Origin of the sequence: Streptomyces sp. SID12488 (assembly GCF_010548275.1) — a bacterium.
Lineage (GTDB): Bacteria > Actinomycetota > Actinomycetes > Streptomycetales > Streptomycetaceae > Streptomyces.
Genome location: NZ_JAAGLT010000011.1, coordinates 135209 through 160076 on the forward strand (window position 1 = coordinate 135209; position 24868 = coordinate 160076).

At 70.3% G+C, this 24868-nt stretch carries 20 protein-coding genes and 1 pseudogene; 15 read left to right on the forward strand and 6 right to left on the reverse strand.

Translation table 11 applies throughout. The features are described 5' to 3' along the window. The first annotated feature begins 2 nt into the window (after nt 1-2). The 3 genes from G3I56_RS19205 to G3I56_RS19215 are packed head-to-tail and all read left to right on the forward strand — an operon-like array spanning nt 3 to nt 2229. Entirely contained in the window at nt 3-419 is a 417-nt protein-coding gene (locus G3I56_RS19205; protein WP_164410484.1) for an OB-fold domain-containing protein, read from the forward strand. After that, nucleotides 416-1186 (forward strand): enoyl-CoA hydratase/isomerase family protein, encoded by a 771-nt coding sequence (locus G3I56_RS19210; protein WP_164410485.1) that lies wholly within the window; start codon nt 416-418, stop codon nt 1184-1186. Before G3I56_RS19205 ends, G3I56_RS19210 begins: the two co-directional genes overlap by 4 nt. 20 nt (nt 1187-1206) lie before the next feature. Then, nucleotides 1207-2229 (forward strand): alpha/beta hydrolase, encoded by a 1023-nt coding sequence (locus tag G3I56_RS19215; protein ID WP_164410486.1) that lies wholly within the window; start codon nt 1207-1209, stop codon nt 2227-2229. Between the two features lie 47 nt (nt 2230-2276). On the opposite strand, the gene G3I56_RS19220 is transcribed toward G3I56_RS19215, so the two are convergent. Together G3I56_RS19220 and G3I56_RS19225 are read right to left on the reverse strand one after the other, a co-directional pair. After that, nucleotides 2277-2465: a hypothetical protein gene (locus tag G3I56_RS19220; RefSeq protein WP_239134976.1), complete on the reverse strand. Its 189-nt coding sequence runs from the start codon at nt 2463-2465 to the stop codon at nt 2277-2279. A gap of 87 nt (nt 2466-2552) precedes the next feature. Beyond that, nucleotides 2553-3776: an RNA-guided endonuclease TnpB family protein gene (locus tag G3I56_RS19225; protein ID WP_164410487.1), complete on the reverse strand. Its 1224-nt coding sequence runs from the start codon at nt 3774-3776 to the stop codon at nt 2553-2555. Nucleotides 3777-3801: 25 nt separating this feature from the next. Between G3I56_RS19225 and tnpA the strand changes: the two genes are divergently transcribed. From tnpA to G3I56_RS19250, 5 genes are all read left to right on the forward strand, one after another. Next, entirely contained in the window at nt 3802-4218 is a 417-nt protein-coding gene (tnpA, locus tag G3I56_RS19230; RefSeq protein WP_164410488.1) for an IS200/IS605 family transposase, read from the forward strand. Between the two features lie 412 nt (nt 4219-4630). Next, nucleotides 4631-5011, forward strand: coding sequence for a sortase-dependent protein (locus tag G3I56_RS19235; protein WP_343240006.1), 381 nt, complete (start codon nt 4631-4633; stop codon nt 5009-5011). Continuing rightward, the gene (locus G3I56_RS19240) at nt 5008-5655 is read left to right on the forward strand and encodes a class F sortase (protein WP_343239999.1); all 648 of its coding nucleotides are present in this window, start codon (nt 5008-5010) and stop codon (nt 5653-5655) included. Before G3I56_RS19235 ends, G3I56_RS19240 begins: the two co-directional genes overlap by 4 nt. Before the next feature lie 115 nt (nt 5656-5770). Beyond that, nucleotides 5771-6262 (forward strand): RNA polymerase sigma factor, encoded by a 492-nt coding sequence (locus tag G3I56_RS19245; protein WP_164410490.1) that lies wholly within the window; start codon nt 5771-5773, stop codon nt 6260-6262. Continuing rightward, nucleotides 6246-6833 (forward strand): hypothetical protein, encoded by a 588-nt coding sequence (locus G3I56_RS19250; protein WP_239134977.1) that lies wholly within the window; start codon nt 6246-6248, stop codon nt 6831-6833. The genes G3I56_RS19245 and G3I56_RS19250 overlap by 17 nt, the downstream gene beginning before the upstream one ends. Nucleotides 6834-7117: 284 nt before the next feature. Here G3I56_RS19250 and G3I56_RS19255 read toward each other — a convergent pair whose 3' ends face one another. The 3 genes from G3I56_RS19255 to G3I56_RS19265 form a co-directional block, all read right to left on the reverse strand. Next, entirely contained in the window at nt 7118-11404 is a 4287-nt protein-coding gene (locus G3I56_RS19255; RefSeq protein ID WP_164410491.1) for a carboxypeptidase regulatory-like domain-containing protein, read from the reverse strand. A 67-nt stretch (nt 11405-11471) separates the two neighbouring features. Beyond that, nucleotides 11472-11627 (reverse strand): hypothetical protein, encoded by a 156-nt coding sequence (locus tag G3I56_RS19260; protein WP_164410493.1) that lies wholly within the window; start codon nt 11625-11627, stop codon nt 11472-11474. A 109-nt stretch (nt 11628-11736) separates the two neighbouring features. Then, entirely contained in the window at nt 11737-14745 is a 3009-nt protein-coding gene (locus G3I56_RS19265; RefSeq protein ID WP_164410495.1) for an AAA family ATPase, read from the reverse strand. 348 nt (nt 14746-15093) lie between these two features. On the opposite strand from G3I56_RS19265, the gene G3I56_RS19270 reads away from it, so the two are divergent. The 4 genes from G3I56_RS19270 (at nt 15094) to G3I56_RS19285 (ending at nt 22355) form a co-directional block, all read left to right on the forward strand. Then, a complete protein-coding gene (locus G3I56_RS19270) occupies nt 15094-15465 on the forward strand; it encodes a hypothetical protein (protein WP_164410497.1) in 372 nt (123 codons plus the stop codon). 138 nt (nt 15466-15603) lie between these two features. After that, nucleotides 15604-19572: a helix-turn-helix domain-containing protein gene (locus G3I56_RS19275; protein ID WP_239134978.1), complete on the forward strand. Its 3969-nt coding sequence runs from the start codon at nt 15604-15606 to the stop codon at nt 19570-19572. A 213-nt stretch (nt 19573-19785) separates the two neighbouring features. Beyond that, complete coding sequence (locus tag G3I56_RS19280) at nt 19786-20670, forward strand: NlpC/P60 family protein (protein ID WP_164410499.1); 885 nt, start codon at nt 19786-19788, stop codon at nt 20668-20670. 383 nt (nt 20671-21053) lie between these two features. Then, entirely contained in the window at nt 21054-22355 is a 1302-nt protein-coding gene (locus tag G3I56_RS19285) for an MFS transporter (RefSeq protein ID WP_164410501.1), read from the forward strand. Nucleotides 22356-22470: 115 nt separating this feature from the next. On the opposite strand, the pseudogene G3I56_RS19290 reads toward G3I56_RS19285, so the two are convergent. Next, nucleotides 22471-22677, reverse strand: a pseudogene (locus tag G3I56_RS19290) (IS5/IS1182 family transposase); the annotation flags it as partial. Nucleotides 22678-22954: 277 nt separating this feature from the next. Between G3I56_RS19290 and G3I56_RS19295 the strand changes: the two are divergent. The 3 genes from G3I56_RS19295 to G3I56_RS19305 all read left to right on the forward strand — a co-directional run bounded on the left by G3I56_RS19295 (nt 22955) and on the right by G3I56_RS19305 (nt 24320). Then, nucleotides 22955-23395, forward strand: coding sequence for a hypothetical protein (locus G3I56_RS19295; RefSeq protein ID WP_164410503.1), 441 nt, complete (start codon nt 22955-22957; stop codon nt 23393-23395). A gap of 17 nt (nt 23396-23412) precedes the next feature. Beyond that, entirely contained in the window at nt 23413-23730 is a 318-nt protein-coding gene (locus tag G3I56_RS19300; RefSeq protein ID WP_164410505.1) for a hypothetical protein, read from the forward strand. Nucleotides 23731-23861: 131 nt separating this feature from the next. Beyond that, nucleotides 23862-24320 (forward strand): hypothetical protein, encoded by a 459-nt coding sequence (locus tag G3I56_RS19305; RefSeq protein WP_164410507.1) that lies wholly within the window; start codon nt 23862-23864, stop codon nt 24318-24320. Nucleotides 24321-24868: the final 548 nt, after the last annotated feature.

Genomic DNA, 24868 nt, shown 5'->3' on the forward strand with positions numbered 1-24868 from the left:
TGATGCTGACCCCTGTCGTGGACGAAGACGGCGCCCCCTTCTGGGAGTACGCCGGTCGGGGTGAACTCCGCGTCCAGACCTGCGCGGACTGCGCCGAACCCCGCTTCCCGCCCCGCCCCTGCTGCCCCCACTGCCAGTCCTTCGCGAGCGAGTGGCGCGCGGTCAGCGGACGCGGACGCGTCTGGTCGTACGTCGTCCCGCATCCGCCGCTCCTCCCGGACTACGCCGAGCTGGCCCCGTACAACGTGATCGTCGTCGAGCTGGCGGACGCACCGCGCATCCGGCTGGTCGGCAACCTGGTCACCGGCCCCGACGCTCCTCTCAACTCCTTTCCGCCCGACCGGATTCGCATCGGCGCACGCGTGCAGGTCGTTTTCTCGTCCACCGGGCTTCCGCAGTGGATCCTGGAGCGTCCGTGAGCCTGAGCCTGTCGACCGACAAGGAGACCGGGGTCGCCGTCGTCACCCTCGACCGGCCGGCGAAACTCAACGCCATCGACCTCGCCACCGCCGCCGAACTGGCCTCGACCTGGCGGGAGTTGCGCTTCGATGACACCGTGCGGGCCATCGTCCTGACGGGAGCCGGGACGCGCGCCTTCTGCACGGGCCTCGACCGCGGTGCGACCGTCCCCCAGCCCAACTCGCCCTACACGATCGACGATCCGCTCGACATGATCGGCCCGAAGGCGAACGACCTCTGGAAACCGGTGATCGCCGCGGTGAACGGTATGGCGTGCGGCGGCGCCTTCTACCTCCTGGCGGAGTCGGAGTTCCTCGTCGCCGACCCGAGCGCGACCTTCTTCGATCCGCACACCACGTACGGCATGGTCAGCGCGTACGAGTCGATGGGCATGGCGCAGCGGATGCCGTACGGGGAGATCGCGCGGATGGCGCTGATGGGGACGGCGGAGCGGATCTCGGCCGCGCGGGCGTACGAGATCGGGCTGGTGAGTGAAGTCACCGCACCCGGTGGGTCGTTGGCAGCCTCCATCGAGCGCGCCCGCGTCATCGCGTCGTATCCGCCGGAGGGGGTGCAGGGCACGGTACGTGCGGTGTGGGCGGCGAAGGAGGCGGCCCGCGCGCACGCCCTCGCGTACGCACCGCACCTGGTCCGCCTCGGCAACCTCCCGGGCGACCGGCAGGCGGAGCTGTTCTCGGCAAGGACCCCGGGTTTCCGGTTGCGATAGCAACGCCTACCCTTTGCGTCATGGCTGAGAACCGCACAGTGGTCGAGCACGACAGGGTTGAGAACCACCGGGTCGAGCACCGCACGGTGGACGTGAACGGCATCCGGCTGCACATCGCGGAGGCGGGCGAGGGTCCGCTCGTCGTGCTGCTGCACGGGTTCCCCGAGTCCTGGCACTCCTGGCGTCACCAGTTCGGGCCGCTGGCTGCCGCCGGTTTCCGGGTCGTCGCCCCCGACCAGCGCGGATACGGCGGGAGTGAGCGCCCCGAGGACGTGTCCGCGTACAGCATCCTGCACCTGGTCGGCGACGTGGTCGGGCTGATCCACGCGCTCGGCGAGGAGACGGCGTACGTCGTCGGCCACGACTGGGGTGCGCCGGTGGCCTGGCACACCGCGCTGCTGCGGCCGGACGTCGTACGCGGGGTGGCGGGCCTGAGCGTGCCGCCGCCGTTCCGGGGCGAGCACCGGCCCCTGGGCGTGATGGAGGCGATGTTCGGCGGCCGTTTCTACTGGAACTACTTCAACCTCCCCGGCGTCGCCGACGAGGAACTGGCCCGCGACCCGCGCACCACCCTCCGCAAGGCCCTGTACGGCGCCTCCGGCGACGACCCGGACTCAGGCACCGGCAAGCAGCCGCTGGTCGAGCCCGGCCAGGGCTGGCTGGACACGATGCGCGACCCCGAGAAGCTCCCGGCCTGGCTCACGGAGGCGGACCTCGACTCCCTCACCGACAGCTTCGCGGGCAGCTTCACCGGCGCCCTCAACTGGTATCGCAACATCGACCGCAACTGGGAACTGACGGCGGCCTGGCACGGAGCCGTGGTCAGCCCGCCCGCGCTGTACGTGTACGGCGACAGGGACCTGGTCCCGGCGTTTCCGGGTACGCCCCAACTCATCGAGCGGCTCCCGGAGTTGATGCCCAACCTGCGGCGTCCCCCGGTGCTGCTGGAGGGCTGCGGCCACTGGACGCAGCAGGAGCGGCCCGACGAGGTCAACGTGGCGCTGATCCCGTTCCTCACGGAGCTGAGGGACGCCACGAACTGAGTGCGTTCCGTCACCCGCATCGGGCCTGGGCCCAGGCTGGCCTGGGCCTAGAGCTTGCGCAACTTCGTGGTGAAGACCTGGGCTGCGACCTTGTCACCCAGGGTGAGGCCGTCCTCCGCGTCCCACGGGAAGTGGACTCCGAGCCAGACCCTGCTGTAGGCGTCCTCGGTGGCCGCCGCGCTGAAGCTGTTGAAGTGGCGGGGCTTCACCGGTGACTGAGGCTCGTCGGTGGTCATGTCGAAGGCGATGTTGTCGCTGCCGAATTGACTTGCTCCTCGGGCTGATGCCCGAGGATTCTGGCCTTCCGTTCCGTTGTTGTGCCGCTACGCGGCACGGGCTGGGGTCGGGAATCCGTGGCTTCCTGTTTCTTCGCGCTGTGCCGGGATTGCTCCTGGTCTTACCGGCGCTGCGCAGGCTGATACCGCCAGTCCGGCGGCCGTCTTCACGTTGATCGCGGCATTGTGGTCCCGGTCGTGGACGCTGCCGCAGGCGGTACAGGTCCATTCACGGACGTTGAGGGGTTTGGGTCCGTCCTTGACGCCGCAGGTGGAGCAGGTCTGGGAGGTCGGCTCGAACCGGCCGATCGTGACCAGGGTGCGGCCGTACCGGGCCGCTTTGTACTGGAGCATGTTGACGAACGAGGCCCATCCGGCGTCGTGCACGGACTTGGCCAAGCGGGTGCGGGCCAGTCCCGCCACCGACAGGTCTTCCACGGCGACCCCTTGGTTCTCGGAGATCAGCCTGGTGGAGAGCTGGTGGTGGAACTCATGACGGGCGTCGGTGACCTTGGCGTGGGCGCGGGCGACCTTCAAGCGGGCCTTCTCGCGGTTCCTGCTTCCCTTCTGCTTGCGGGACAGCTCCCGCTGGGCCTTCTTCAGCTTCTTCTCCGCACGCCGAAGGAAGCGCGGAGAGTCGATTTTCGTACCGTCGGACAGGACCGCGAAGTGCGTCAGGCCGAGGTCGATGCCGATGGTTCGGCCGGTGTCGGGCATCCGGGTCGCGTCGGCGGCGGGGTCGGTGTCGATGACGAAGGAGGCGAAAAACCTGCCGGCCGCGTCCTTGATGACGGTGACGGAGGAGGGCGTGGTGGGCAGCGTGCGGGACCACGTCACCTTCACCGCACCGATCTTCGGCAGGTTCAGGCGCCCCTTGTCGGTGATGGACCAGCGGGCGTTGGCGGTGAACCGGATCGACTGCCGCTTGTCCTTGCGGGACTTGAAACGGGGAGCACCCATCCTGGGCCCCTTGCGATCGCCCTTGAGGGAGGCGAAGAAGTTGCGGTAGGCGGTCTCGACGTCCCGCAGGGACTGCTGGAGCACCACCGCGGAGACCTCGCCCAGCCAGGATCGCTCCACCGTCTGCTTCGCCTCGGTAATCAGCCTCTTCGACAGCTCTGCGGCTTTGGGGAACGGCCGCCTGGCCGCTCTGGCCTCCTCACGGGCGCGGACCGCGTCGTTGAATACGACACGGGCGCACCCGAACGCCCTTGCCAACGCCCTCTGCTGGCCGGTGTCCGGGTACAGGCGAAAGCTGTACCGGAGCTGCATGACGGCCACGCTACATACTTGGGTTATGGGCGATATGCAGAAGATCAGAACTGGTAGGCACTGTGCTTTCGTGATGCATGTCCACTTGGTCTTCGTGACCAAGTTCCGGCACAAGGTGTTCACCGATGTTCATCTGAAGCGGATGGAGGAGATCATGCGGGCGGTGTGTACGGACTTCGAATGCGAGCTGGTGGAGTTCAACGGCGAGGACAACCACGTCCACCTGCTGGTGAACTTCCCGCCCAAGGTCGCCGTGACCAAGCTGGTCAACTCCCTCAAGGGAGTCTCCTCCCGCCGCCTGCGCCAGGAGTTCCCCGACCTGGTACGCCATTACTGGCGGGCCAACAAGCTGTGGTCCGGCTCCTACTTCGCCGGAACCGTCGGCGGCGCCCCGCTCACCGTGGTCAGGCAGTACATCGAACAGCAGAACCGGCCGGTGTGAGCACCGCCCGGCTCCGCCGGGACCAGCCCGCGCGACGCTCCGCACCCCAGGCGAGGAACTGCGCTGTCCGGCTCCGCTGGACCTGAATCCGCGTCGCCACCATCAGATTCGCTTCACCACCGGCCCGAAGGTCGATGCACTGCGAATGAATTCGTTGCGATTCCATGGGGAGTACGAGTGCGGGTAAACCTGCGGCGTACCTACGCGTAAACCCGCGGGTTACGCACACGGCCCGCGCGAAGGACCGACCCGCGCCGCACCCCCTCGCGACTTTGCCATCTCTTTACAACCCGTCCGGTCGCCGAGTCGTCTCTCTGCTCGATCCGTCACTCAGCCCGCCCAGCCCAACCCGCCCTCTTCCGGGTGCGGTTCGGGGCGGACGACGAAAGAGAGCCATTCCATGCGCCGTACCGTGCGCCGTACCGTCCTCAGCGCCGTGGCACTCGCGGCCACCGCCGTACTGGCGGGCACCGCCCCCGCGTTCGCCGACGGGACGACCCCCACCCCGACCGCCTCCGTCGCGCCGACCGAGACCACCCCGGCGACGAGCGCCGAACCGACCCTGGCACCGTCCGAGGGGGCCGACCCCGTGGCCAGCGAGGCCCCCACCACCTGGACCAGCCCGTCCCAGGTCGCCCAGGTTCCGGGCGGCGCGCCCAACACCGGGGTGACGCAGACCTCCACGGACTCCGGCACGCCGGGGGCGCTGATCGGCGGAGGCGCCGCCGCCGCGTTCGCCGTGGGCGGCGCCGCGCTGTTCGTCGTACGCCGTCGGCGGGCGACCGGGGCGTGACCGTGCTCTCCAGGCGCGCGTTCGGTACGGGAGCCACGGCTGCCGCCGCCTCGCTGCTCGTGGGCTGTTCCTCCGGCGGCGAGGGCGTACGGACGACAGGGACCCCGAGCCCCGACGCCTCCTCCTCGCCACCGCGGTCGACCGCCGGCAAGCACACCTCCGCCAAGTCCGCGCGGGCGGTGGGCCGTTCGGCCCCCGTCCGACTCCGCATCCCGGCCCTCGGGGTCGACACCCCGGTCATGCGGCTGGGACTGGCGTCCGACGGCACGGTGCAGGTCCCTCCGATCACCGATCACGACCAGGCCGGCTGGTACGAACACTCGCCGACGCCGGGTCAGACCGGCCCGTCGGTGATCCTCGGGCATGTCACGGTCGGCGCGTACGGGGACGGCGTCTTCCACGGCCTCTCGCGGCTGCGCCGGGGCGAGAAGATCGTCGCGCGCCTGGAGAACGGCACGGAGACGGAGTTCACGGTGACCTCGCTGCGGACGGTGGCCAAGGCCGATTTCCCGACGGAGGACGTCTACGGGAACGTGGACCGTCCGGAGCTTCGGCTCATCACCTGCGGCGGCCCCAAGGACGAGACCGGCTACCTCGACAACGTGATCGCCTTCGCCGCGCTGACGTCGTCCACGACCCCGTGAACGCCCCGTGAGCACACTGGAACACAAAGGACGGCGGGCCGCCGGAACGTACGCTGGCGGCCCGCCGTCCTCCCCCACGAGTGCCACACCGGTGGCAGCAGCACCATGGAGAGCGTTGAAACGGTCCCGCGACAAGGCAGCGTCCGAGCTGTTCGCCGCCCTCTACCCGCGCCTGGCCGGCTGGTGCCGCCGTCTTGTCGACGACGACGAGACGGCCCACGAGATCGCCTCGGAGGCGTTCACCCGGCTGTGGGCCCGCTGGACGTCGGTGGAGGAGCCGCGCGGCTTCCTCTATGTGACGGCGGCCAACATCGTCCGGGACCACTGGCGCAAAATGGAACGCGAGCGCAGGGCCATGCGGCACGTGACCACGGAGGCGGCGCTGCGCACCCACACCGAGGCGTCGGACCCGTCCGTCCGCCTGCTGGTGCAGTCGCTGCCGGAACGACTGCGTGTGCCGATCCTCCTCCACTACTACGCTGACATGCCCATCCGGGAAGTGTCCGCACTGACCGGACGTAAGGAAGGAACCATCAAGGCCGACCTCCACGCGGCCCGTGAAGCACTCCGCGCCCATCTGAGGAAAAGTCTTGACCACACGCTTTGACGACGACGAAGACCCGGAATTCGGACCGATCGACCCCACCGCCCCGGACCACGACCCCGACGACCCCCTCCTGGTCCTCCTCGGCCCCGCCCCCGCCTACCTGGGCGCGCCCACCGGCCGCTACGAGGAGATCCGGCGCACCGCGACCCGCCGCCGACGGACCCGCACGGCGGCCGGAGTGGGCATGGTCTGCGCCGTCGCCGCCCTCATCGCCCTCCCCCTCAACCTGACGACGGCCGAGAGCCCCCGTTCTCCCACGGTCCCCCAGGCCCCGCCCGTCCCGACGAGCCCGTCGGCACCCCCCGCCGACCGCTCGCCGTCATCTGTGCCCACGCCTGCCACACCGCAGCCGTCCGTACCCGGCAGCCTCGACCCCAGTTCCCCGAGCGAAGGACCCTCCGAGGGACTCAACGCCCCCAGCCGGGCCCCCAGCGAAACGTCCGACCCCTCGACCGAGGTGTCGTGGGTGCCAACGTCCACGCCTTCGACAGAACCGACCACGGCAGGGATCGAGCCGTCGGCGAGCGTGGCCGGGACCGCGGCGGCACCGGACAGCACTGTGGCGCCGTAGAAGCCGGCCGGGGTCGGTCCCGGGTGGCGGGGAGGGGGAGGAGCCGCTGGAAGGCCGGGACGGCGACGGCGGTGCTTCCGGCCATGTCGCGGAGGTACGCCGACTGGCGTTCGACCCGCTGACGAAGGCGCAGGTCAAGCAGCTCGCCCACATCGGGCAGCGCGTCCTGCGAGCCATCGAACCCTGCTGAGACCCACTCTTGATCCTCCTCGGCACCGCGCCCACCCGGACGGAGAGTCCGGGTGGGCGCGGTGTGAGCGGGTGACGTTGGGATCAGGTCCCGGTCAGGTCACGGTCAGCGACAGGTCGGCGGTCGTGGCGCGGCCCGGCAGCAGGTTCACCTCCTTGGATGCCGGGCGGTGACCGGCGGCCGAGGCCGTGATCCGCAGCGGGCTCGGGCGGGCGTCCAGCCAGAGGTCGTAGTGGCCGTCGGAGTCGGTGCGTACGGTGTGGACGCGGCGGTCGCAGCCGGTCGCTCCGGCGTGTGCTGCCGGGCAGATCTGGACGGTGGCCCCGGCGAGCGGCGCTCCCGTGCGCTTGTCGGTGATCGTTCCGGAGAGATGGCCCCAGGTCCGCGGGATCGTGACCTTGAGGCTGACCTTGACCGATGCTCCGGCGTAGGGGGCGTCGGTGCTGTAGGTGAGCCGCGCGGTGTAGGTGCCGGCCGTGGCGACGGCGGAGGCGTCCGTGCGGACGGTGACCGTGGTGGAGCGGCCGGGGGCCAGGTCGAACGAGGTCCGGTCCGTCGACAGCCAGGTGACGTCGTCGCCGTCGCACTGGTCGTGCCCGGGCAGGACCTCGGCCGAGGAGGCGGTTTCGGAGAGCGAGATCATGCCGCCGACGCGGTAGATCCCGCAGCCGCCGCCGGCCCGGAAGAGCGTGGAGGCGGTGTTGGGCAGGTCGGACCAGGTGTTGGACACCGGGTCGTATTCGACGACGGTGTTGACCGCGTCCTGTGCGGCGATGCCGCCGACGGCCTGGAGCCTGCCGTCGTTCCCACTGGCGATGGCGCCCCAGCGTGGGTCGGGCATGTCGGCCGCACGGGTCCAGGTGTCGGCGGAGGGGCTGTAGCGGTACGTCTCTCCCTTGGAGTCGCTGCCCGAGATACCCCCGGCGCAGACCAGTTCACCGGTGATGCCGGCACAGGCCGCGCGTTCCATGTCGAACGGGTAGTCCGCGAGGCGGGTCCAGGTGTCGGTGGCCGGGGTGTACCGGAAGACGGTGCTGACCATGTCCGTGCAGCCGGATCCGGTACAGCCGCCGATGACGTACAGGCTGCCGTCGAGGACGGTCACGTTCGGCATGCCGACCGCCTGGGGCAGATCGGCGAGGCGGGTCCAGGTGTCGGTGGTGGGGTGGTACGCGTAGAGCGTGGCGCGGGCTCCGCCCGCGGTCCAGCCGCCGACGACGTACATGGTCCCGTTGACGAACGCCCCGCCGGGTGACTCCAGGGCCTCGGGGAGGTCCGCGATGGGTGTCCAGGCGTCGGTGGACGGGTCGTGCACATAGCCGCGGCTGAGGTACTCCCCGCCGAAGAGAGCGGAGACTCCGCCGACGGAGTAGACCTTGCCCTGGTAGGTACCCACCGCGTTGTCCATGACGGGCTCGGGGTAGTCGGCGATGCCGGTCCAGGGCCCGGTCGATGCCGATGCGGATGCCGTGGCTGCGGCTGTGGCTGCGGCTGTGGCTGTGGCCGGCTGGTCGCTCGACGTGCTCTTCGGGGCCGAGGAGGTGGAACTCATCGGTCCGGGTGCGTAGTTGCCCTTGACGCGCAGTGTCGGGGCGCCCGCCGAGGAGTCCGACGTGGTGGTGGGGGTGCCGGTCGGTGAGGTGTAACCGGTGCTCTGCTCACCGAGGTTGACGTGCAGCGGCGCCTGTCCCTTGTTGGTGAAGGTGACCTTCCTGCTGCCTGATCCGCCGAGCGTCTCGCTGACGGAGAGGGCGTCCGAACTCACCTTCAGACGGCCCGCCTTGAGCGTGCGGTCGAACCGGTTGACCTTGTCCGGCCGGGTGGTGAGGGTGCCGGTCGAGGTGGAGTAGCGGGCGGCGGCCGTCCGGTAGGTGTGACGTCCGGTGGGCTCGCTGAACAGCCAGTAGTAGCCGTCGGCCAACGCCAGGTCGTCGGGGGTCGCGACGGTGGTCGCCGTCGCGTAGCGGTCGGCGGTGTCGGTGACGGTGGCGGGCGTGATGGCGTCGCCCGTGTTGCCGTCGACGACCTGTCCGGCGACGATGCCTCCGCTCACGGCGGCGCAGGAGCCGACGGTGACGGTGTCGAGCTGCCAGAGCGACAGGCCGCTGCCGGAGTAGTGGAAGCGCACCTTCACGTGCTTCGCGCCTGCCGCCTGGGGCAGGGGAACCTCGGCGTGGCCCAGGTACTCGGCCGTGTCCCGGTGCCACACCGTGGTCCACGTCGCGCCCGAGTCGAGGCTGAGGTCGACGTCGGCCACCGAGTCCTTGCCGGCGGCGTAGGCGGCATCGAAGCCGAGGACGGGTGAGTTCTGGCCCACCAGGCTGAAAACGGGTGAGACGAGTTCGGTGTCTTCCGGGACACCGCCCCGGCCGTAGGGGTTGGCGGAGGCCCAGTTCCCGGTTCCGCCCGTGAAGTTCCACACCGATTTATCGGCGAAGTCCCAGGCGGCGCCGTCCGTCCCGTGATTGACGACGGTCCAGCCGTGCTCCGGCGTGGTGCCGGTCCAGCCCTCGAAACCGGTCTCGGCCGGGTAGTCGTGACCGGGCGCGACACAGGCCGCCAGGTCCACGTCCGACGCGACGTCGGTACGTACGTCGGCTGTGCCCACGGGGACACTCAGGTCCGTGCTGCGGTAGCCGGGGTAGACCGGTGCCACATGGATTTTGTAGGTGGCCTTCTCCGGAAGCTCCACGCTGTACTTGCCGGTGTAAGGGTCGGTGTGGAGGGCGCCGTTCGGATAGCCGTCGATGGTGATCTTCGAATACAGGGGCCAGCCGTGCCCGCTGCCGTCCTTCACCGTGCCGGACACCGTGCGGGTGGGCAGCTTCACCAGGGCCAGGTCGGCGGTGGTGCTCTGGTTCTCGGCGACACTCACCCCCGAGCGGGTGTTCTCCCGGTAGCCGAAGTCGGTGGCGGTGATCCGGTAGTCGCCCACCGCGACGGGGAGGCTGTACGTGCCGTCGGCGTCAGTGGTGACGCGGTACTCCCGGCCGTCCGTCCCCTCTTCGGAGATGGCCAGCCCAGCACCGGCGAGCGGGGCGCCGGACTCGCTGTCGGTGACTCGTCCGGACAGCGTTCCGTGGACGCCGAAGGCCAGCGCGGACACGCCGACCGGGGTGCCGAGACCGGTCGGGCCGTCCCAGCCGACGCCGGCGGTGCAGGTCACCGTGGAGCAGTCGTCGTTGGAACCTGTCGTGACATCGGCCAGCCCGGAGGCGTTGATGTACGGGTAGGTCACCGGGTAGGTGTCCTCGACGGGGGTGCCCGCCAGCGCGTACATCGCCGCGATGAGCGGCGCGGAGAGGCTGGTGCCGCCGACCTGGAGCCAGCCGTCCTGGCCCACCGTGCTGTACACGGCCAGGCCGGTCGCCGGATCGGCGACCGCGGAGACGTCAGCCGTCGCCCGGGTGTCGCAGCCGGTGCCGAGCCCCCTCTGGTAGGCGGGCTGGGCCTCGTACAGCGAGCAGCCCGATCCGCCGGAGGCCCAGGCGGACTCCGTCCAGCCGCGCTCGGTGCCCTCGGCGCGGGTCAGCCGGGTGCCGCCGGCGGCCACCACGTTGGGGTTGGTGGCGGGCCAGTTCTGGACATGGCCGGTGTCGCCGGTGGACGCGACCACGGCCACACCGGGATGGTCGTAGTGGTGGTCGTACGCGGTCTGGAAGGCGCCCTCGCCGGGCAGTCCGTAGGAGTTGGAGACGTACTTGGCGCCCAGGCGTACGGCGGTGTCGACCGCGGCGCCCAGGTCGTCCAGGCTCGCCGAATCACCCTGCACGAGAAGGATGTCGCACGCCGGGCAGGCGGCGGAGACGGCGTCGAGGTCGAGCGCGGTCTCCAGTGCCCAGCCCGCGTCGTCGGCGGGGTAGTCCGTGCCGCCGTTCTGATCGACCTTGCGGAAGCAGCCGTTGGCGGTGGTGCACTCGGGCAGCCCGTAGTGCTCGCGGTACTCGGCCAGGTCGGCCTCGGCGTTGGAGTTGCCGTACGCGTCGACGATCGCGACCGTCCTGCCCTCGCCGCCGGCGGGAAGGCTGTAGGCCGCCTGGATGTCGGCCGGGCTCAACGCCGTGGACGGGGGCGCGGTCGCCTGCGGCCGGACGATGTGGTCGGAGGCGGTGCGTACGTCGGCGAAGCACTGGGCCACGCCGTCCTTGACGCTCGGGTTGTTGCAGCCGGCCGGGACGTAGTTCTGCGGGACGTTGTCCTGCGGCACGGCGTTGAGCAGGTCGGAGGCCTTGGAGGAGTCGGCGTCGGAGGAGGCCGAGGAAGTGGGGGTGGCCGCGGCGGCGGTGGCCGGTGGTATCGCGGCGAGAGCTCCGGCGCCGAGACAGCCGGCTATGAGAAGAGAGAGGGGTGCGCGTACGCGCGCACGTCTTGAAGACAGCAAGGAGGACAGCAAGGGGGACAGCAAGGAGCACCCTTTTCGTCGCGTTCAGGACCCGGTCGAGCCGGGATCAGAGGGGTTCGTAGTCGCTGTACGGGTCGTCCCCGCAGGCGGGGCCTGCGGTGGTGTCGTCGGCAAGTACGCCCGGTGCGGCGGGCGTTGGTTCGCGGTGTCGCTCTCCGGCGGACGGCACGTCGGACTTCGGTTCAGGAGGTGTGCTGCTCATCCGGCGGATGGATGCCTCTCCGGTCAGGTCCAGGGGAAGGCGGGCTCGCGGACCCTGCGCGCACTGAGTATCGACGGCCGCCGCGTGTCCTCGCGATGGGGCGGATGACCTAAAGATCGGACCGAGGGGACTCCGTGCCGGTGGCGTGGCCCTCCGACGGGGTGATTCCGGCCTGGGTGAGGCTGACCGCGAGTGCGGTACGCGAGGTAACCCCGTATTTGCGCATCGCGGAGTTCAGTTGCGCGGCGATGGTCTTCGGGGAGCGTGAAAGGGCCCGTGCGATGGCCGGGTTGGTCAGACCGGTGAGCATCAGCCGGACCACTTCCAGCTCGCGCGGGGACAGTTGGTCGCCGTAGCCGCGCCGCCCGCCGCGCCACACCTCGCGTACCGGCGCCCCGGCCGCATGTCGCGCGCCGTGCACCCGGGCGGCGTCCGTCCGGGCCCCCAGAGCCATGAACCCGGCCTGTGCACGGGCGAGTTCGGCCAGTGCCGTGTCCCTGTCCCCCGCTGCCAGCAGGCAGCCGGCCCGGCGTTCGGCCGCGCGCAGTGCCTCGTACGGCCGGGGCAGGCGCCTCCAGGCGGTGACGGCCCGACCGAACGCGGCGGCTGCCTCGACGCTGCGGCCCTCTCCTTCCGCCAGGATTCCGCGACACGTCTCCAGGGCCGCGTCCGCTGCCGGCAGGTTTCTGCCGCTGAGCCCTTCGGCCAGGTCTGCGACGAACTGCCTTGCCTGGTCCGGCCGTTCGAGCGCGAGAAGGGCTCCGGTGCGCACGGGTGCGAACTCGGTGGCCCACAACCAGATGTCCTTGCGGGCCACGACGTCGGCCGGTCCGTCCGTCAACTCCAGCGCCTCGGCGGCCGACCCTTCGGCCAGCCGGATCCGCGCCAGGGCGGCTGCGGGTTCCAGCGGCAGATCCACGATGCCTCGCCGCAGCCCGGCGTCGAGCACCTGCCGCAACCGCTCCTCGACGGTCCCGAGCCCGCCGTCGGCCACCGCCACGGGGCCGGGATCCGCTCCCCCGCCACCGGTCGCCCCGTCCAGCAGGGCCGTGATCAGCAGGGCGTCCAGCTGGACGACGGGTTCCTCTTCCACCCCTGCCAGGGCGGCGGCTCGCTCGGCCAGTCCGTCCCAGGCGCCGGTGAACCAGTCCAGGTGCACCAGCGTCACCCGGATCATGTCCTGGAGCCGCTGGTACCGGTGTTCTTCGGCCCTGGCCAGCCCGGTCGTCAGCAGCGCTCTGGCCTCGTCGTAGCGGCCCCAACGCAGCGCCGAGTTGCCGATGTTGAGTCCGCCGCGGGCCAGCTGCATCATTCCTTCCGGGGTCGTCGCGGTGTCGGGCAGCTCCGCGGCCACGGCCCAGCCGACCTCATCTCCCATTTCCAGTAAGGAAGTTGCCCGGTCTCCCACCAGAGCCAGCCGCTGGTCCGCCGTCATCGGCAGCCGGGCCGCGTCGGCCGCCCGGTCCAGCCAACGACGGTGCTCCTCGGCGGACATCATGGTGCTCGGCGGGCTGCCGAGCGTGTTCATCGCCCAGGCGGCCTGGAACGGATCGCCGACCAGATCCGGCAGCGCCTTCTCCAACTCCGCTGCGGCGGCGGCGTACTCGGCCACCTGCAGCAGCATCCTCCCCAGTTGGGTCCGGACGGCCGCGCGGTCGTGCGGGGCGAGCGCCTCCCCGTCCAGCACCCCGCGCAGCGCGCGGATCAGGTCGCCGCGGGCGACGAGCCCGGCGTAGGCCAGGACCGGCATCTTCTGCGCCCACCGGGCCACCACCGAGGCGGCGGGCGGATCGCTCCCGGTGAGCAACTCGTGCAGCAGTCCTACGGCGGTGCGATGGTCCCCGGAGGCCAGGGCGAGGTCGGCGGTCCGTTCCGCGTACGTGCGCCACTGCCCGGTGTCCCCCGCCTCCCGGTAGTGGTGGGCGAGCCGGGCCACCGGCTGCGGCGTCATGGCCCGCAGTGCGCGGCCCGCCCCCCGGTGCAGGTCCCGGCGGTCGGGCGCGGGCGTCATGTCGTAGACCGCACGGGCCGCCAGCGCGTGCCGGAAACTGACCCGGCGGGCCCGGTCCTCGCCGAGCAGTCCACTGCGTACGGCGGCGTCCACGGCGCTCCCGGCAACGTTGTCCGGGAGCCCGCTCACCGTCGCGAGGACGGCCGGGCCGACCGGTTCGGCCAGCACGGAGGCGGCCCGCAGCACGCGTTGCGCGTCCGGGGTGAGGCGCGAGGCGCGCTCGGCGACGGCGTCCCTGATGGTGGGCGGCACCGCGATGTCGGCCAGCGTCCTGCGCACCCACTCGCCGTCGCGCCGGACCAGATCGGCCCGATCGCGCAGCAGCCGCACGGACTCCTCGATCGCCAGCGGCACACCGTCGGTCCGTTCCTGGAGGAACGACGCGAAAGTCTCGGAGACATGCTCCCCGTCCAGCATCGACGACATCAACTCGGCGGTCTGCGGCACGTCCAGCGCACCGAGACCGATCCGTACGTACCCGGTGCCGGCCGGTGGCCGGGAGGTCAGCCGCATCAGCGTGGACTCCGGTGCCACGTCCTCGGGACGGTAGGTCAGCACCAGGCTCATCCGGCGGGACCGACGGGAGGCGAGGAACAACAGGAAGTCCAGGGTGGCTTCGTCGGCCCAGTGGACGTCCTCCAGAACCAGCACGCCTACGCCCATGGCGTCCAGCAGTTCGGCCAGTGCGCGGAAGAGCCGGTGCCGGGCGGCGCCCGCGTCCGACAGTGCCTCGGGGGCCGGCGGCAGGTGCTGCCCCCACTCCGGGAACAGCGGGCGCAGCACCCCGGCGAGAGGCGTGAGAGCCAACTCGGCCACATCGGGCCCGGCATCGCGGGCGGCATCGACGACCGGGCTCAGGGTGAGGGCCTCCCTGAACGGTGGGCACATGGCGGCCAGCGGCCGTCGGGCGGCGACATCGGGCTCGTCCAGCGCCTCCTGAACGAGCCGGCTCTTGCCGATTCCGGCCTCACCCTCGACAAGAACGGTGGCCGGCGGCCGGGCCAACGCGTCTGTCAGCCGGTGCAGTTCGGCCGCCCGTCCGACGAAACGGGGAGCGCCGAGACTGGGCAGCACACGCGGGAGGCCGTCCTCGGCAGAGCGCCCCATCCGACCGCCTTCCCCACCCCGCCCAGGGTCGGTGCGACCCGAGCGCCGAACGCCCGTGCGAGCGTCGACACCGCAGCATGCCACGATCGCCGCGCCGACCGGGCTCGGCGACACCCTTCGCCGGCAGGGGCGGCAGATCAATGGATCGCGCGGGATTGCGCGAGGGAGGGTTCCGTCTACCCGCTGCCCACCTCATCTTCGTTGCCTCCGGCCTGGTGTTTTCGCAGGTCACGGCCGGTTTCCCGGATGACCCGCAGGAGGGCAACGGGAAACCCGTCGACCCCGGTGAGCAGGGGGGCAAGTCTGGATTCGACATCAGGCAGCAGGACCCACAACCCAGGGGGAACGATGCGCAAGCTCAAGGCGATGCGGACAGCGGCGGCACTGGCACTGGCCGTCGGCACGATGACGGCGGTCGGCGCGAGCCAGGCACAGGCGGCAGCGCAGGCCACCGTCCACGGCTGTGACTCGGGATACGTCTGTCTGTACCCGGGTGCCGGCTGGAACAACGACCGCCCGACCCTCACCTACTTCCGGTACGACACCTACAACCTGAACAACGTGACCGGCACGTACCGCATCTTCAACAACCAGACCGGCAACGCGTACTTCCGCACCTGCACCGGGTACAACGGCGTGGGCTGTGAGGGCTACCTGTACCCCGGCACCTACATCACCAGGGACATGACGCCGATCAACTCGGTCGTCGTGGGGGAGTAGCCCCGATCGCCCGACCGCCTCGCGCGAATGTCCGGAACCGCATCGACCGCGGTTCCGGACGTCGGCGTTTTCGCCATTCCGGGTGAAAGACTTGGCGGTCACAAGCGCCCCGACAGTAACCTGGGCATCCGTCGGCACATGGCCGTCACTGCCTTGGGGGCCACCTTGGGGGACCCGCAGCTCGGAGATGTACCCGACTGCCGGAACGACCGGGACCGGACCGCGCCGACCACGCACTCCTTCCCGATACAACTGCGACGACTGCGACAGGAACGCGGGCTGTCGCTCACCGATCTGGCACGCCAGACCCACTACAGCAAGGGCTACCTCAGCAAGATCGAGACCGGTGCCAAGCGGGCGACTGTCGACGTCGCCCGCCTTTGTGACCAAGTCCTGCGGGCAGAGGGCGAGTTGTTACGGCTGGTCCAGCAGGCGCCGCCTCGCGACGCCGGCGCCGGCTACGGCCCCGACACGGGCGGGCAGAGGTCCGGTGAGGCGTGTCCCTACCGCGGCCTGGCGGCGTTCACCCCACAGGACGCGGAATGGTTCTTCGGCCGGGAACGCGCGACGGCCGCCCTGGTGGAACGGATCTTCGAACAGGTCGGCAGTGGACCACTGATGCTGGTCGCTCCTTCGGGCGCGGGCAAGTCGTCCCTGCTCAACGCCGGTCTCGTACCCGCCCTTCGGCGCGGCGATCTCCCGATGCCGGGCGCCGACCGCTGGCCGGTGGTGCTGCTCACCCCCACCTCACGCCCGCTGGACGAACTGCTGGAACGCACCGCCAAAGCGCTCGGCGGAGACCTCGGCATCACCGCGGAGGCGGTGCGGGAGAACCCCGCCGCCCTGCTCGACGCCTTACGCGACGTCCTACGCACGATGTCGGACGAACCGGCGACGGGCGAACCGGCGACGGCCCCGGGGAACCGCAGGCCCCCGCCCCCTCGACCCGTCCTGATCGTCGACCAGTTCGAGGAACTGTTCACCCTCTGCTCCGACGACGAGGAACGGCGTGCCTTCGTCCGGGCGCTCCGCGCCCTGGCGACCGCCGGGCCGGCACCCGACGCGCACATTCCGGCCGTGGTGGTGCTCGGCCTGCGCGCCGACTTCACCGGCAGTTGCCTGGGCCTGCCCGAGCTGACCCCGGTTCTCACCGACGGGCTGTTCGTCCTGGCGCCGATGTCCGTGACCGAGCTGCGGGAGTCGATCACGCGCCCCGCCGAACTCGCCGGTGTCACCCTCGAACCCGGCCTCGTCCCCCTCCTCCTGCGCGACGCCGGGCTGCGCGACGAACCGGGGACAGCGCTCCACGGCACCGTGCGGGTCACCGGGATCGGCACCCACGAGACGCCGTCCGGCGCCCTCCCACTGGTCTCCCACGCGCTGCTCGCCACCTGGCAGCGCCGCACGGACTCCGCGCTGACCGTCGACGGGTACGAACGGGCCGGCGGTATCCAGGGCGCCATCGCCCGCACCGCCGAGAACGTGTTCGCCCGGCTCTACCCGGCCGAGCAGAAGACGATCCGCCGCATCCTGTCCCGGCTGGTGCTCGTCGCGGACGGGGCCGGAGCGACCCGCCGCCGGATGAGCAGGGCCGCCCTGATGGAACAGCTCGGCGAAGCGGACGGCACGGCCGCCGCACTCGATGCCTTCGTACGAGCCCGGCTCATCACCCTGGACAGCGACACGGTCCAGATCACCCACGAGGCCCTGCTGCACGCCTGGCCCCGGCTGCGCGACTGGATCGACGCCGACCGGGCCGGACTCCTCCTCCACCAGCAACTGGCCCACGCGGCCTCCGAATGGGGGCGCGAGGAGCGCGACCCGTCCGCCCTCTACCGGGGCTCGCGGCTGGACACCGTACGGTCCTGGGCCGACGAGTCGGACGGCTGGAGCCGGCTGGGGCCCGGCGAGGAGGCCTTCCTGAGGGCGAGCCAGGCCGAGGAGGACGGCCGCCGCAGACAGGCCGGACGGCAGGTCAGGCTGCGGCAGTTCATGGTCGCCACGCTCGTCGTCCTGCTGGGGCTCGCCTTAGCCGCCGGCGGACTCGCCTACCAGCAGCGGGAGGCCGCCCTCGACCAGGAGCGGGCCGCCCGCTCGCAGGCCCTCGCCGTGCGCTCCGCGTCCCTCGCCGGGGGCCAGCCGGAGGCGTCGATGCTGCTCGCGGAGGAGGCCTACCGGGCCGACACCACCGCCGAGGCACGCGGCGCCCTGCTCAGCACCCAGGCCCAGCCCTTCTCCGCCCGGCTCCGCGGACACCGCGGACCGGTCAACGCGGTGGCCTTCGCGCCGGACGACCGCACACTGGCGACGGGCAGCTCCGACGGCACCGTCACCCTCCGCGACGCGGGCGGCGACCATCGGAAACTCGCCACCTTCACCGTCGCCGGGCGTGTCCGCTCGGTCGCGTTCAGCCCCGACGGCCGCGTCCTCGCGGCCACGTCGACGGACGGGCCCGTGACCCTCTGGGACATCGCCGGCCGCCGCCGCACGGTCTTTCTCTCCGCGAGCACGAAGGGCGCCCGCGCGGTGGCCTTCGACCCGCGCGGCGGAGCGCTCGCCGTCGCGACCGTCGACGGAACGGCCGAGCTCTGGGACACCCGGCGCACACCCCGGCGCACCGCCTCGCTCACCGGCCACGTAGGCACGCTCCACGCGCTGTCGTACGCCCCCGACGGCAAGACCCTCGTCTCCGCCGGCGCCGACCGGACCGTACGTCTGTGGGACACCGACCGCGCCCGGCGGCTCGACGTGCTCAGGGGCCACACCGACGAGGTGCTGGGCGCGGCGTTCTCCCCGGACGGGCGGCAGGTGGTCTCAGGCGGCATCGACCGGACCGTGCGGCTCTGGGACGTGCGGGACCCGCGGGACGGCCGTCCGACCGAGACGTTCACCGGGAGCAGCGACGACATCAACGCCGTCGCCTACACCCCCGACGGCACGGCGGTGGTCGGCGCGGTCGGCGACGGCACCACCCGACTGTGGGACGTGCGCAGCGGCCGGCAGACCGCGGTGCTCGCCGGACACACCGACTACGTCATGGGGGTCGCCGTCACCTCCGACGGCGCCATGCTCGCCACGGCCGGCTTCGACCAGTCCGTCGTCCTCTGGGAGCTGGGCGGACCGGTGCTGACGGCGCGTCCGTTCACAGAGGTCTGGCAGGCGGTGTACAGCCCCGACGGGTCACTGCTGGCCACCGCCGACACCGACCACACCGTACGGCTCTGGGACGCCCGCAGCCACCGGCTCCTCAAGCGGCTCACGGGCCACACCGAGACGGTCTTCTCGGTGGCCTTCGCACCCGACGGCAAGACCCTCGCCTCGGCGGGTTCCGACGGCACGATCCGGCTGTGGGACGTGGCCGCGCGCAAGCACCTGGCGACCCTCACCGGCCACACCGGGGAGGTCTTCTCGGTGGCCTTCGCGCCCGACGGCAAGACCCTCGCCTCGGCCGGCGCCGACCGTACGGTCCGGCTGTGGGACGTGGCCTCACGGGACGGCATCGCCACCTTGGAGGGACACGAGGACTACGCCAACGCCGTCGCGTTCAGCCCCGACGGCCGCACCCTGGCGAGTGCCGGCGACGACCTGACCGTACGGCTGTGGGACGTCCGCTCGCACCGTGAACTGGCCGAACTGACCGGCCACACGGGGGCGGTACGGGCTGTCGCCTTCAGCCCCGACGGCCGCACCCTCGCCAGCAGCGGCAACGACGGCACCGTACGCCTGTGGGACGTCCGCGAGCGCCGTTTCGAGGCCGCCCTGACCGGACACACCGGCTCCGCCCGGGGCATCGCCTTCTCCCCGGACGGCCGGATGCTCGCCAGCAGCGGCAACGACCGTACGGTCCGGCTGTGGGACGTCGCCACCCGGCGGCCGTGGGCGACCCTGACCGGCCACACCAACGCCGTGTGGGGCCTGGACTTCGCCCCGGACGGCCGGACGGTGGCCAGCAGCAGCACCGACGGCACGGTACGGCTGTGGGACCTCGACCCCGGGGCCAGGCTGGCGGAGATCTGCCGGCTCAGCGCCGGAATGGACCCCGCCGAACGCGCCAGGCTCCTGCCGGGGGTCCCGGTGTCGGCGGAACCGGCCTGCGGTCGCACCTGAGGGCGCTGCTCAGCCGATGGCCGACTGCCCTGCTCGGAGGGGGTTTCCCAGGTGTTTCCCCGTTGCCCGATCGGGTGGGGCGACACGCAGACCTCGACGAGCGGGCAGTACCGCCAGCAGGCTGCTGCGCAACCACACACCACGGCGCGACCACGCCACCGAACGACACACTCACGCCTGATCCATACCCGAACAGGAAACGGGGGTCCCGGCATGGTGAGCCGGACCGCTTTAATCCGCACACTGATCACACTCCTGACCGTCCTCTTCTGGGCGCCGGTGTCAATGACGGCCACCGCGCAGGCGGCACCGGCCGCTGCTGCCGCCGCCGACTGCCGCGCCCTCGCGCCCGGCGCCTCCGCGGCTGCCGAGCGGGCCATCGCCGCCGCCTGCGCCCAGGTCGCGGCCGACACCTGGTACACCTGGGGCGGCGGCCACGGGGCTCAGCCCGGCCCCACGTACGGGCAGGTGGACCCCACCGACGACGCCAGTCAACACGACCCCGAACGGCGCGGCTTCGACTGCTCCGGCCTGGTCCGGTACGCGTACGCCCAGGCCGCCGGCTCGGACATCCTCGACGGTGTAGCCAGCCAGCAGTACTACACGCACCGCGCCGCCGCCCGCTTCACCGCCGCCCAGGGCCTCGCGCCGCTCCTGCCGGGCGATCTCCTGGCCTACGGCAGCAAGCAGGACCTCGAGCACATCGCCATCTATCTCGGCGCGGGCAAGATGGTCGAGGCTCGGCAGTCCGGCACCAAGCTCATGGTGAGCGACGTCCGCCTCGGCAACACCTACTTCGGCGCGGTCCGCGTCAACACCGGCCAGGTCACCGGCAACATCCACCAGACGTGGGGCGAGGACGTCTGGACCAAGGCCGAGCCCCGCATCGCGGCCGACCGGGTCTACGCCTTCCCGTACTCCACCACCATCCGCGTCCACTGCCAGAAGCACGCGGAGATGGTCTCCGCGGAGGGCTACGAGAACGACGTCTGGTCCTACCTGCCCGACTACAGGGCCTGGGTCACCAACATCTACATCCAGGGCCCGGCCTGGCTGGAGGGCGTACCCGACTGCAGGGACAACCCTCCTGCACCGTGACGCTCCCCGCACCATGACAGCGCCCGCACCATGAAGCCGCTCGCGCCGGTGACCGACAGGGGGACGACGGTCGCCGGCGCGAGCTCCGGGCTGCTCCCAGGTCGACAGCATGGCGGGCAGGTGGCGCCCCTCATAGCCCGCGGCTACGACAGAACCGACTCCGGCAGGGATCGAGCCATCGAACCCGGCTGAGACCCGCACGCCCACGCATCCCCTGGCGTTGTATAGGTGCAGTTACTATAGATAGGCCTATTCTGTGTCGCCCGATGCTGACCACGGGCCGGAGCACAAGGGAGAGCTGGCCACACTGGCGTAGGGCTGCCGTCATCAGGTGACCTGTTCCGACGTCGTCCGTCGGTGATCTCCGCTGATACGGTCCGATCATGCCGCGCCTGGTGGAAGTCCCCGGGTATATACGTTTCCTGACCGCCTCGGCCGTGTCTGCGTTCGGTTCTCAGGTCACGGGGCTGGCGTTGCAGGTTCTTACCGCCGTGGTGCTGGGCGCATCCGCCACGGAGGTCGGCATCGTCAATGCCGCCCGCTGGGTTCCGTATCTACTCTTCGGACTCATGGCCGGCGTCATGGTGGACCGCTGGCGGCGCAAACCGATGATGGTCGCCACGGACCTCGGAAGGGCAGTCCTGCTCGGTGCGATACCCGTACTGTATGCGCTGGATCGGCTCAGCATCCCCACACTGTGCGCGTTCGTCTTCGTGTTCGGGGTGCTGTCGTTGCTGTTCGAGGCGGCCAACCAGTCGTATGTGCCACAGCTGGTACCAAAAGAGCTGCTCAACGCCGGGTACGCCCGTGTGCAACAGGCCGACGCGGTGGCCGGCTCGACCGGCCCTCTGATCGCCGGGGCACTGATCAAAATCATGGGAGCGCCTCTTGCCGTGCTCGTGGACGCCCTCACCTATCTGATATCCGGCCTGCTCCTCGCCTCGGTGAAGGCACCCGACCCCGTCCCCGATCGAAGCGCACGGCGCAGCCTGGGCAGCGAGCTGCGCGAGGGCGTGGCATGGGTCTACCAGCATCGCACGCTGGCGTCCATCGCCCTGACCTCGCACGCGATGCTCCTCTTCAACAGCATGGTGACCACGGTCTTCGTGGTCTTCGCCCTGCACAGTCTCAAGATCGGAGAGTTCGGTCTGGGGGTCACCTACGCCTGCGCGAGTGTCGGCGTGATACTCGGCGGTGCGCTCTCCGGGCGCGTGGCCGCAAGACTGGACGTCGGTGCCACCCTGATCGCTTTCCGCCTGCTCGCCGCCGTCGGCTGGCTGCCTTTGGTCCTGGCCGAGCGTGGACCGTGGGCGCTTGCCTCCGTGTCGCTCGGCTTCTTCCTCGTGTCCCTGGCCATCGGCGTCGAAAGCCCGGTGGAGATGAGCTACCGCCAGGCGGTGACGCCCGATCGGCTGCGCGGGCGGATGAACGCGACGATCCGCTCGATGAACTGGGGGATGGTAGCGGTGGGTGCACCACTGGGCGGAGTACTCGCCGACCAGGTCAGCTATCGCTTCGCCCTGTGGATCGGACTGTCCGGAGCAGTCGCCCAGGCACTCGTGCTGGCGTTTTCTCCCACCCGGAGGGCCCGTACTGGCGACGAACTCGATCCCCCGACAGCTGACCCGACACGGCACGGCGCGGAAGGTGCTGCCGCTGCCGCTGCCCAGGAGGGCAAGAACTGATCGGCTCGCGGTGGCAATTTGCGCCTGGCCGTTCCCTGCCTCCGGGAGGTCGTCCTGGAACAGCTCCCAGTGCCAGTCAGCCACCGGCGACTTCACGGTGAGCCGCCTGAACGAATGTCGGTACCGAGATGCCGTTGTCCCGGGCGAGTTGGACCAGCCTGGTGCCGTCGACGAACCAGCGCAGCACGAGCACCGCCTGTTTGAAGACGCCGAGCGCGCGAGTGCCCTTGCGGGTCCTGAGCTGCTCGCGGTGCCCGCGCAGCAGCTTCGCGAGATGCTCGGCGGTTGTCCTACGGACATCGAGCACGGCGGTGTAGGTGATACCGGACGCCCACGTGGAGCCTCTGGTCGTACGGAACGTTTCTTCGCAGACCCGTTCCTACCAGGGGCTTCACTCATGTCTGACGCCGAGTCATCATCCCGGCACCCGGAATCATCACGCGCCGCAACCCTCACGTTGCCGAGAAGACCTCAGTAATCACTTGTGACCGTTGGGAATTGGTCATAACCTCCCGAGTATCTACGAGGGGCAGCCCGGCCAGGGGGACTACTCGGGACTACTCCCCTCGTATCAAAACGGGGAAACGGGGAACCTATTCATGCGTACATGGACCAGAGCTGCCGCTTTTCTTTCGCCGCTCACTCTCGGTGCCGTCCTTATCGGACCAGTACCGGTGGCGACGGCTGACGAGGTCGGGCCGCTACATGTGATCACCTGCTCGTGGGTGAAGAACGTCGGAACACCGTTCGCACCGAACAGCGTGACGGTGAAGGGTTTCGTCCAGGTCGACTGCACGGACAAGCTGGACGAGGCCAACACGCAGGCGCACATTCAGATTTACGACGGCTCGTGGCAGGATCGTGGCGACCCGATCGTCAGCCACAACACCGGCCCGCTCATCCACGTGAATGACGACACACTGAAGCGGCCGGGCACCTGGAAGTATCGCACCCAGGGCACCCACTTCGGACAGCATGGCAACGTATGGTCGCTGCCGACCTACTATTCGCCGGTACGCACGCTGACACGAGTGCACTAGGGGCGCAAATGAGACACATGACGGCTGATGCGCGCGACCTCATGGTCACGGCTCAGGAGGTCGCCCGGCTTCGGGATGCAGAGCAACTCGAAGTCAGAGATGTCGCGTTGGCCGCGCTGATCCTCCACTTCCTCCGCTCGGCGGAGGAAGTGGAGGGCTCGGCGGCTGTGTCGCTCTCACCGGAGATGCTGCCTATGGCCGACGAAGTGCAGGAGATCATGATGTCCGGGGAGGGTGACCTTCGGAATTCTGACTTGGTCGAACTGGCTCGGCGCGAAGAATCCGAACTCTCCGAGTATCTGGGGCCTGTATGGCGGGCAATAAAGGGTTACTGACCTGCCTCGTCCTGTCGCTCTGCGCAGTTTCGGTTTCGGGCTGCTCCGTCGAACCGGCCGGATCCGTCGAGCGGTCAATGGCTCAGGAATTGACGGCAACGGGGTGGGTCGAAGAACCAGTGCTCGCAGGTATGGAATCCCAGACCCGGGATATCCGCCCGGCCGCATGCCAGGACCTGTTCCAGCTGCTGGATGGGGCCAACGGCGCCGATGCACGCGCATTCGGATTCCGTAATTCCGCAAGCGGCTCCTACCTCTTGGCCATCGACCAACCCGATGTCCTGGACCCGGGCAATCTCTCGTCGCACCTGAAGAACGCCGCAGAAGCCTGCCCCCGCCTCATCATGGGATACGACTCGACATCGCTGGCGTATGACGTCACGGTGGCCGACACCCGGTCGGGCAGAACCGAGATACGCCTCAACGGAGTCGAGCAGGTCGGCGGGCAGCAGGGCGAGCAGGTCGTCGACATGATCGTGAGCGGCGTGAACACGGATTCCGGAGGACGGCTGATACGAGTCATGAGCAGCGACAGGGGTATCGGCCCGACGGAGGAGAAGGCCGCCGAGATCGCGGCTGTCCATCCTTGACGTGACCGGCCCCGCTTGGCACCACTCGACGGCCGCGGTGTCGGCGGTTCGTGAGGACTTCGCCAACCGGATCGGTTCGCAGGTCCACGCCATGTCGAAGGCCGGCCCGATCGCCGGATCGACTGTGAGGAGGCCACCTGGGGCTTCTTGCCCCCACCAGGCATCCTCCTTTCCCCGCTGGTCGAGGGGCGTCGAGGAAAGCTTCAACCTCGCCCGCCTCGACGCCCTCGAAGAGCACCGCGACCACTACCGGGTCGCCGACCGCGCCGACGGCCTCGATGCCGCCATCAACCTCGACATCCTGACCCCCTCCAGCCAGTGCCAGCGGCTGTTCCGACCTCCCCGAGGCCAAGACCCCACGGGCCGTCCCACGAGACCACCTAGACGAGCTAACGCAACGATCTCAATTCGCCGTCACCGACATGCAGTCGGTGAATCGTCGCAGTTCAGAGCAGGTGTCCGAGCCTCTGTGGTCGGTAAAATCGAATCATAGAGGAGGCCGCACCCCCAGCACCTTCCCTGACCCCGCTGCGCGGCCGGGCCCTCTC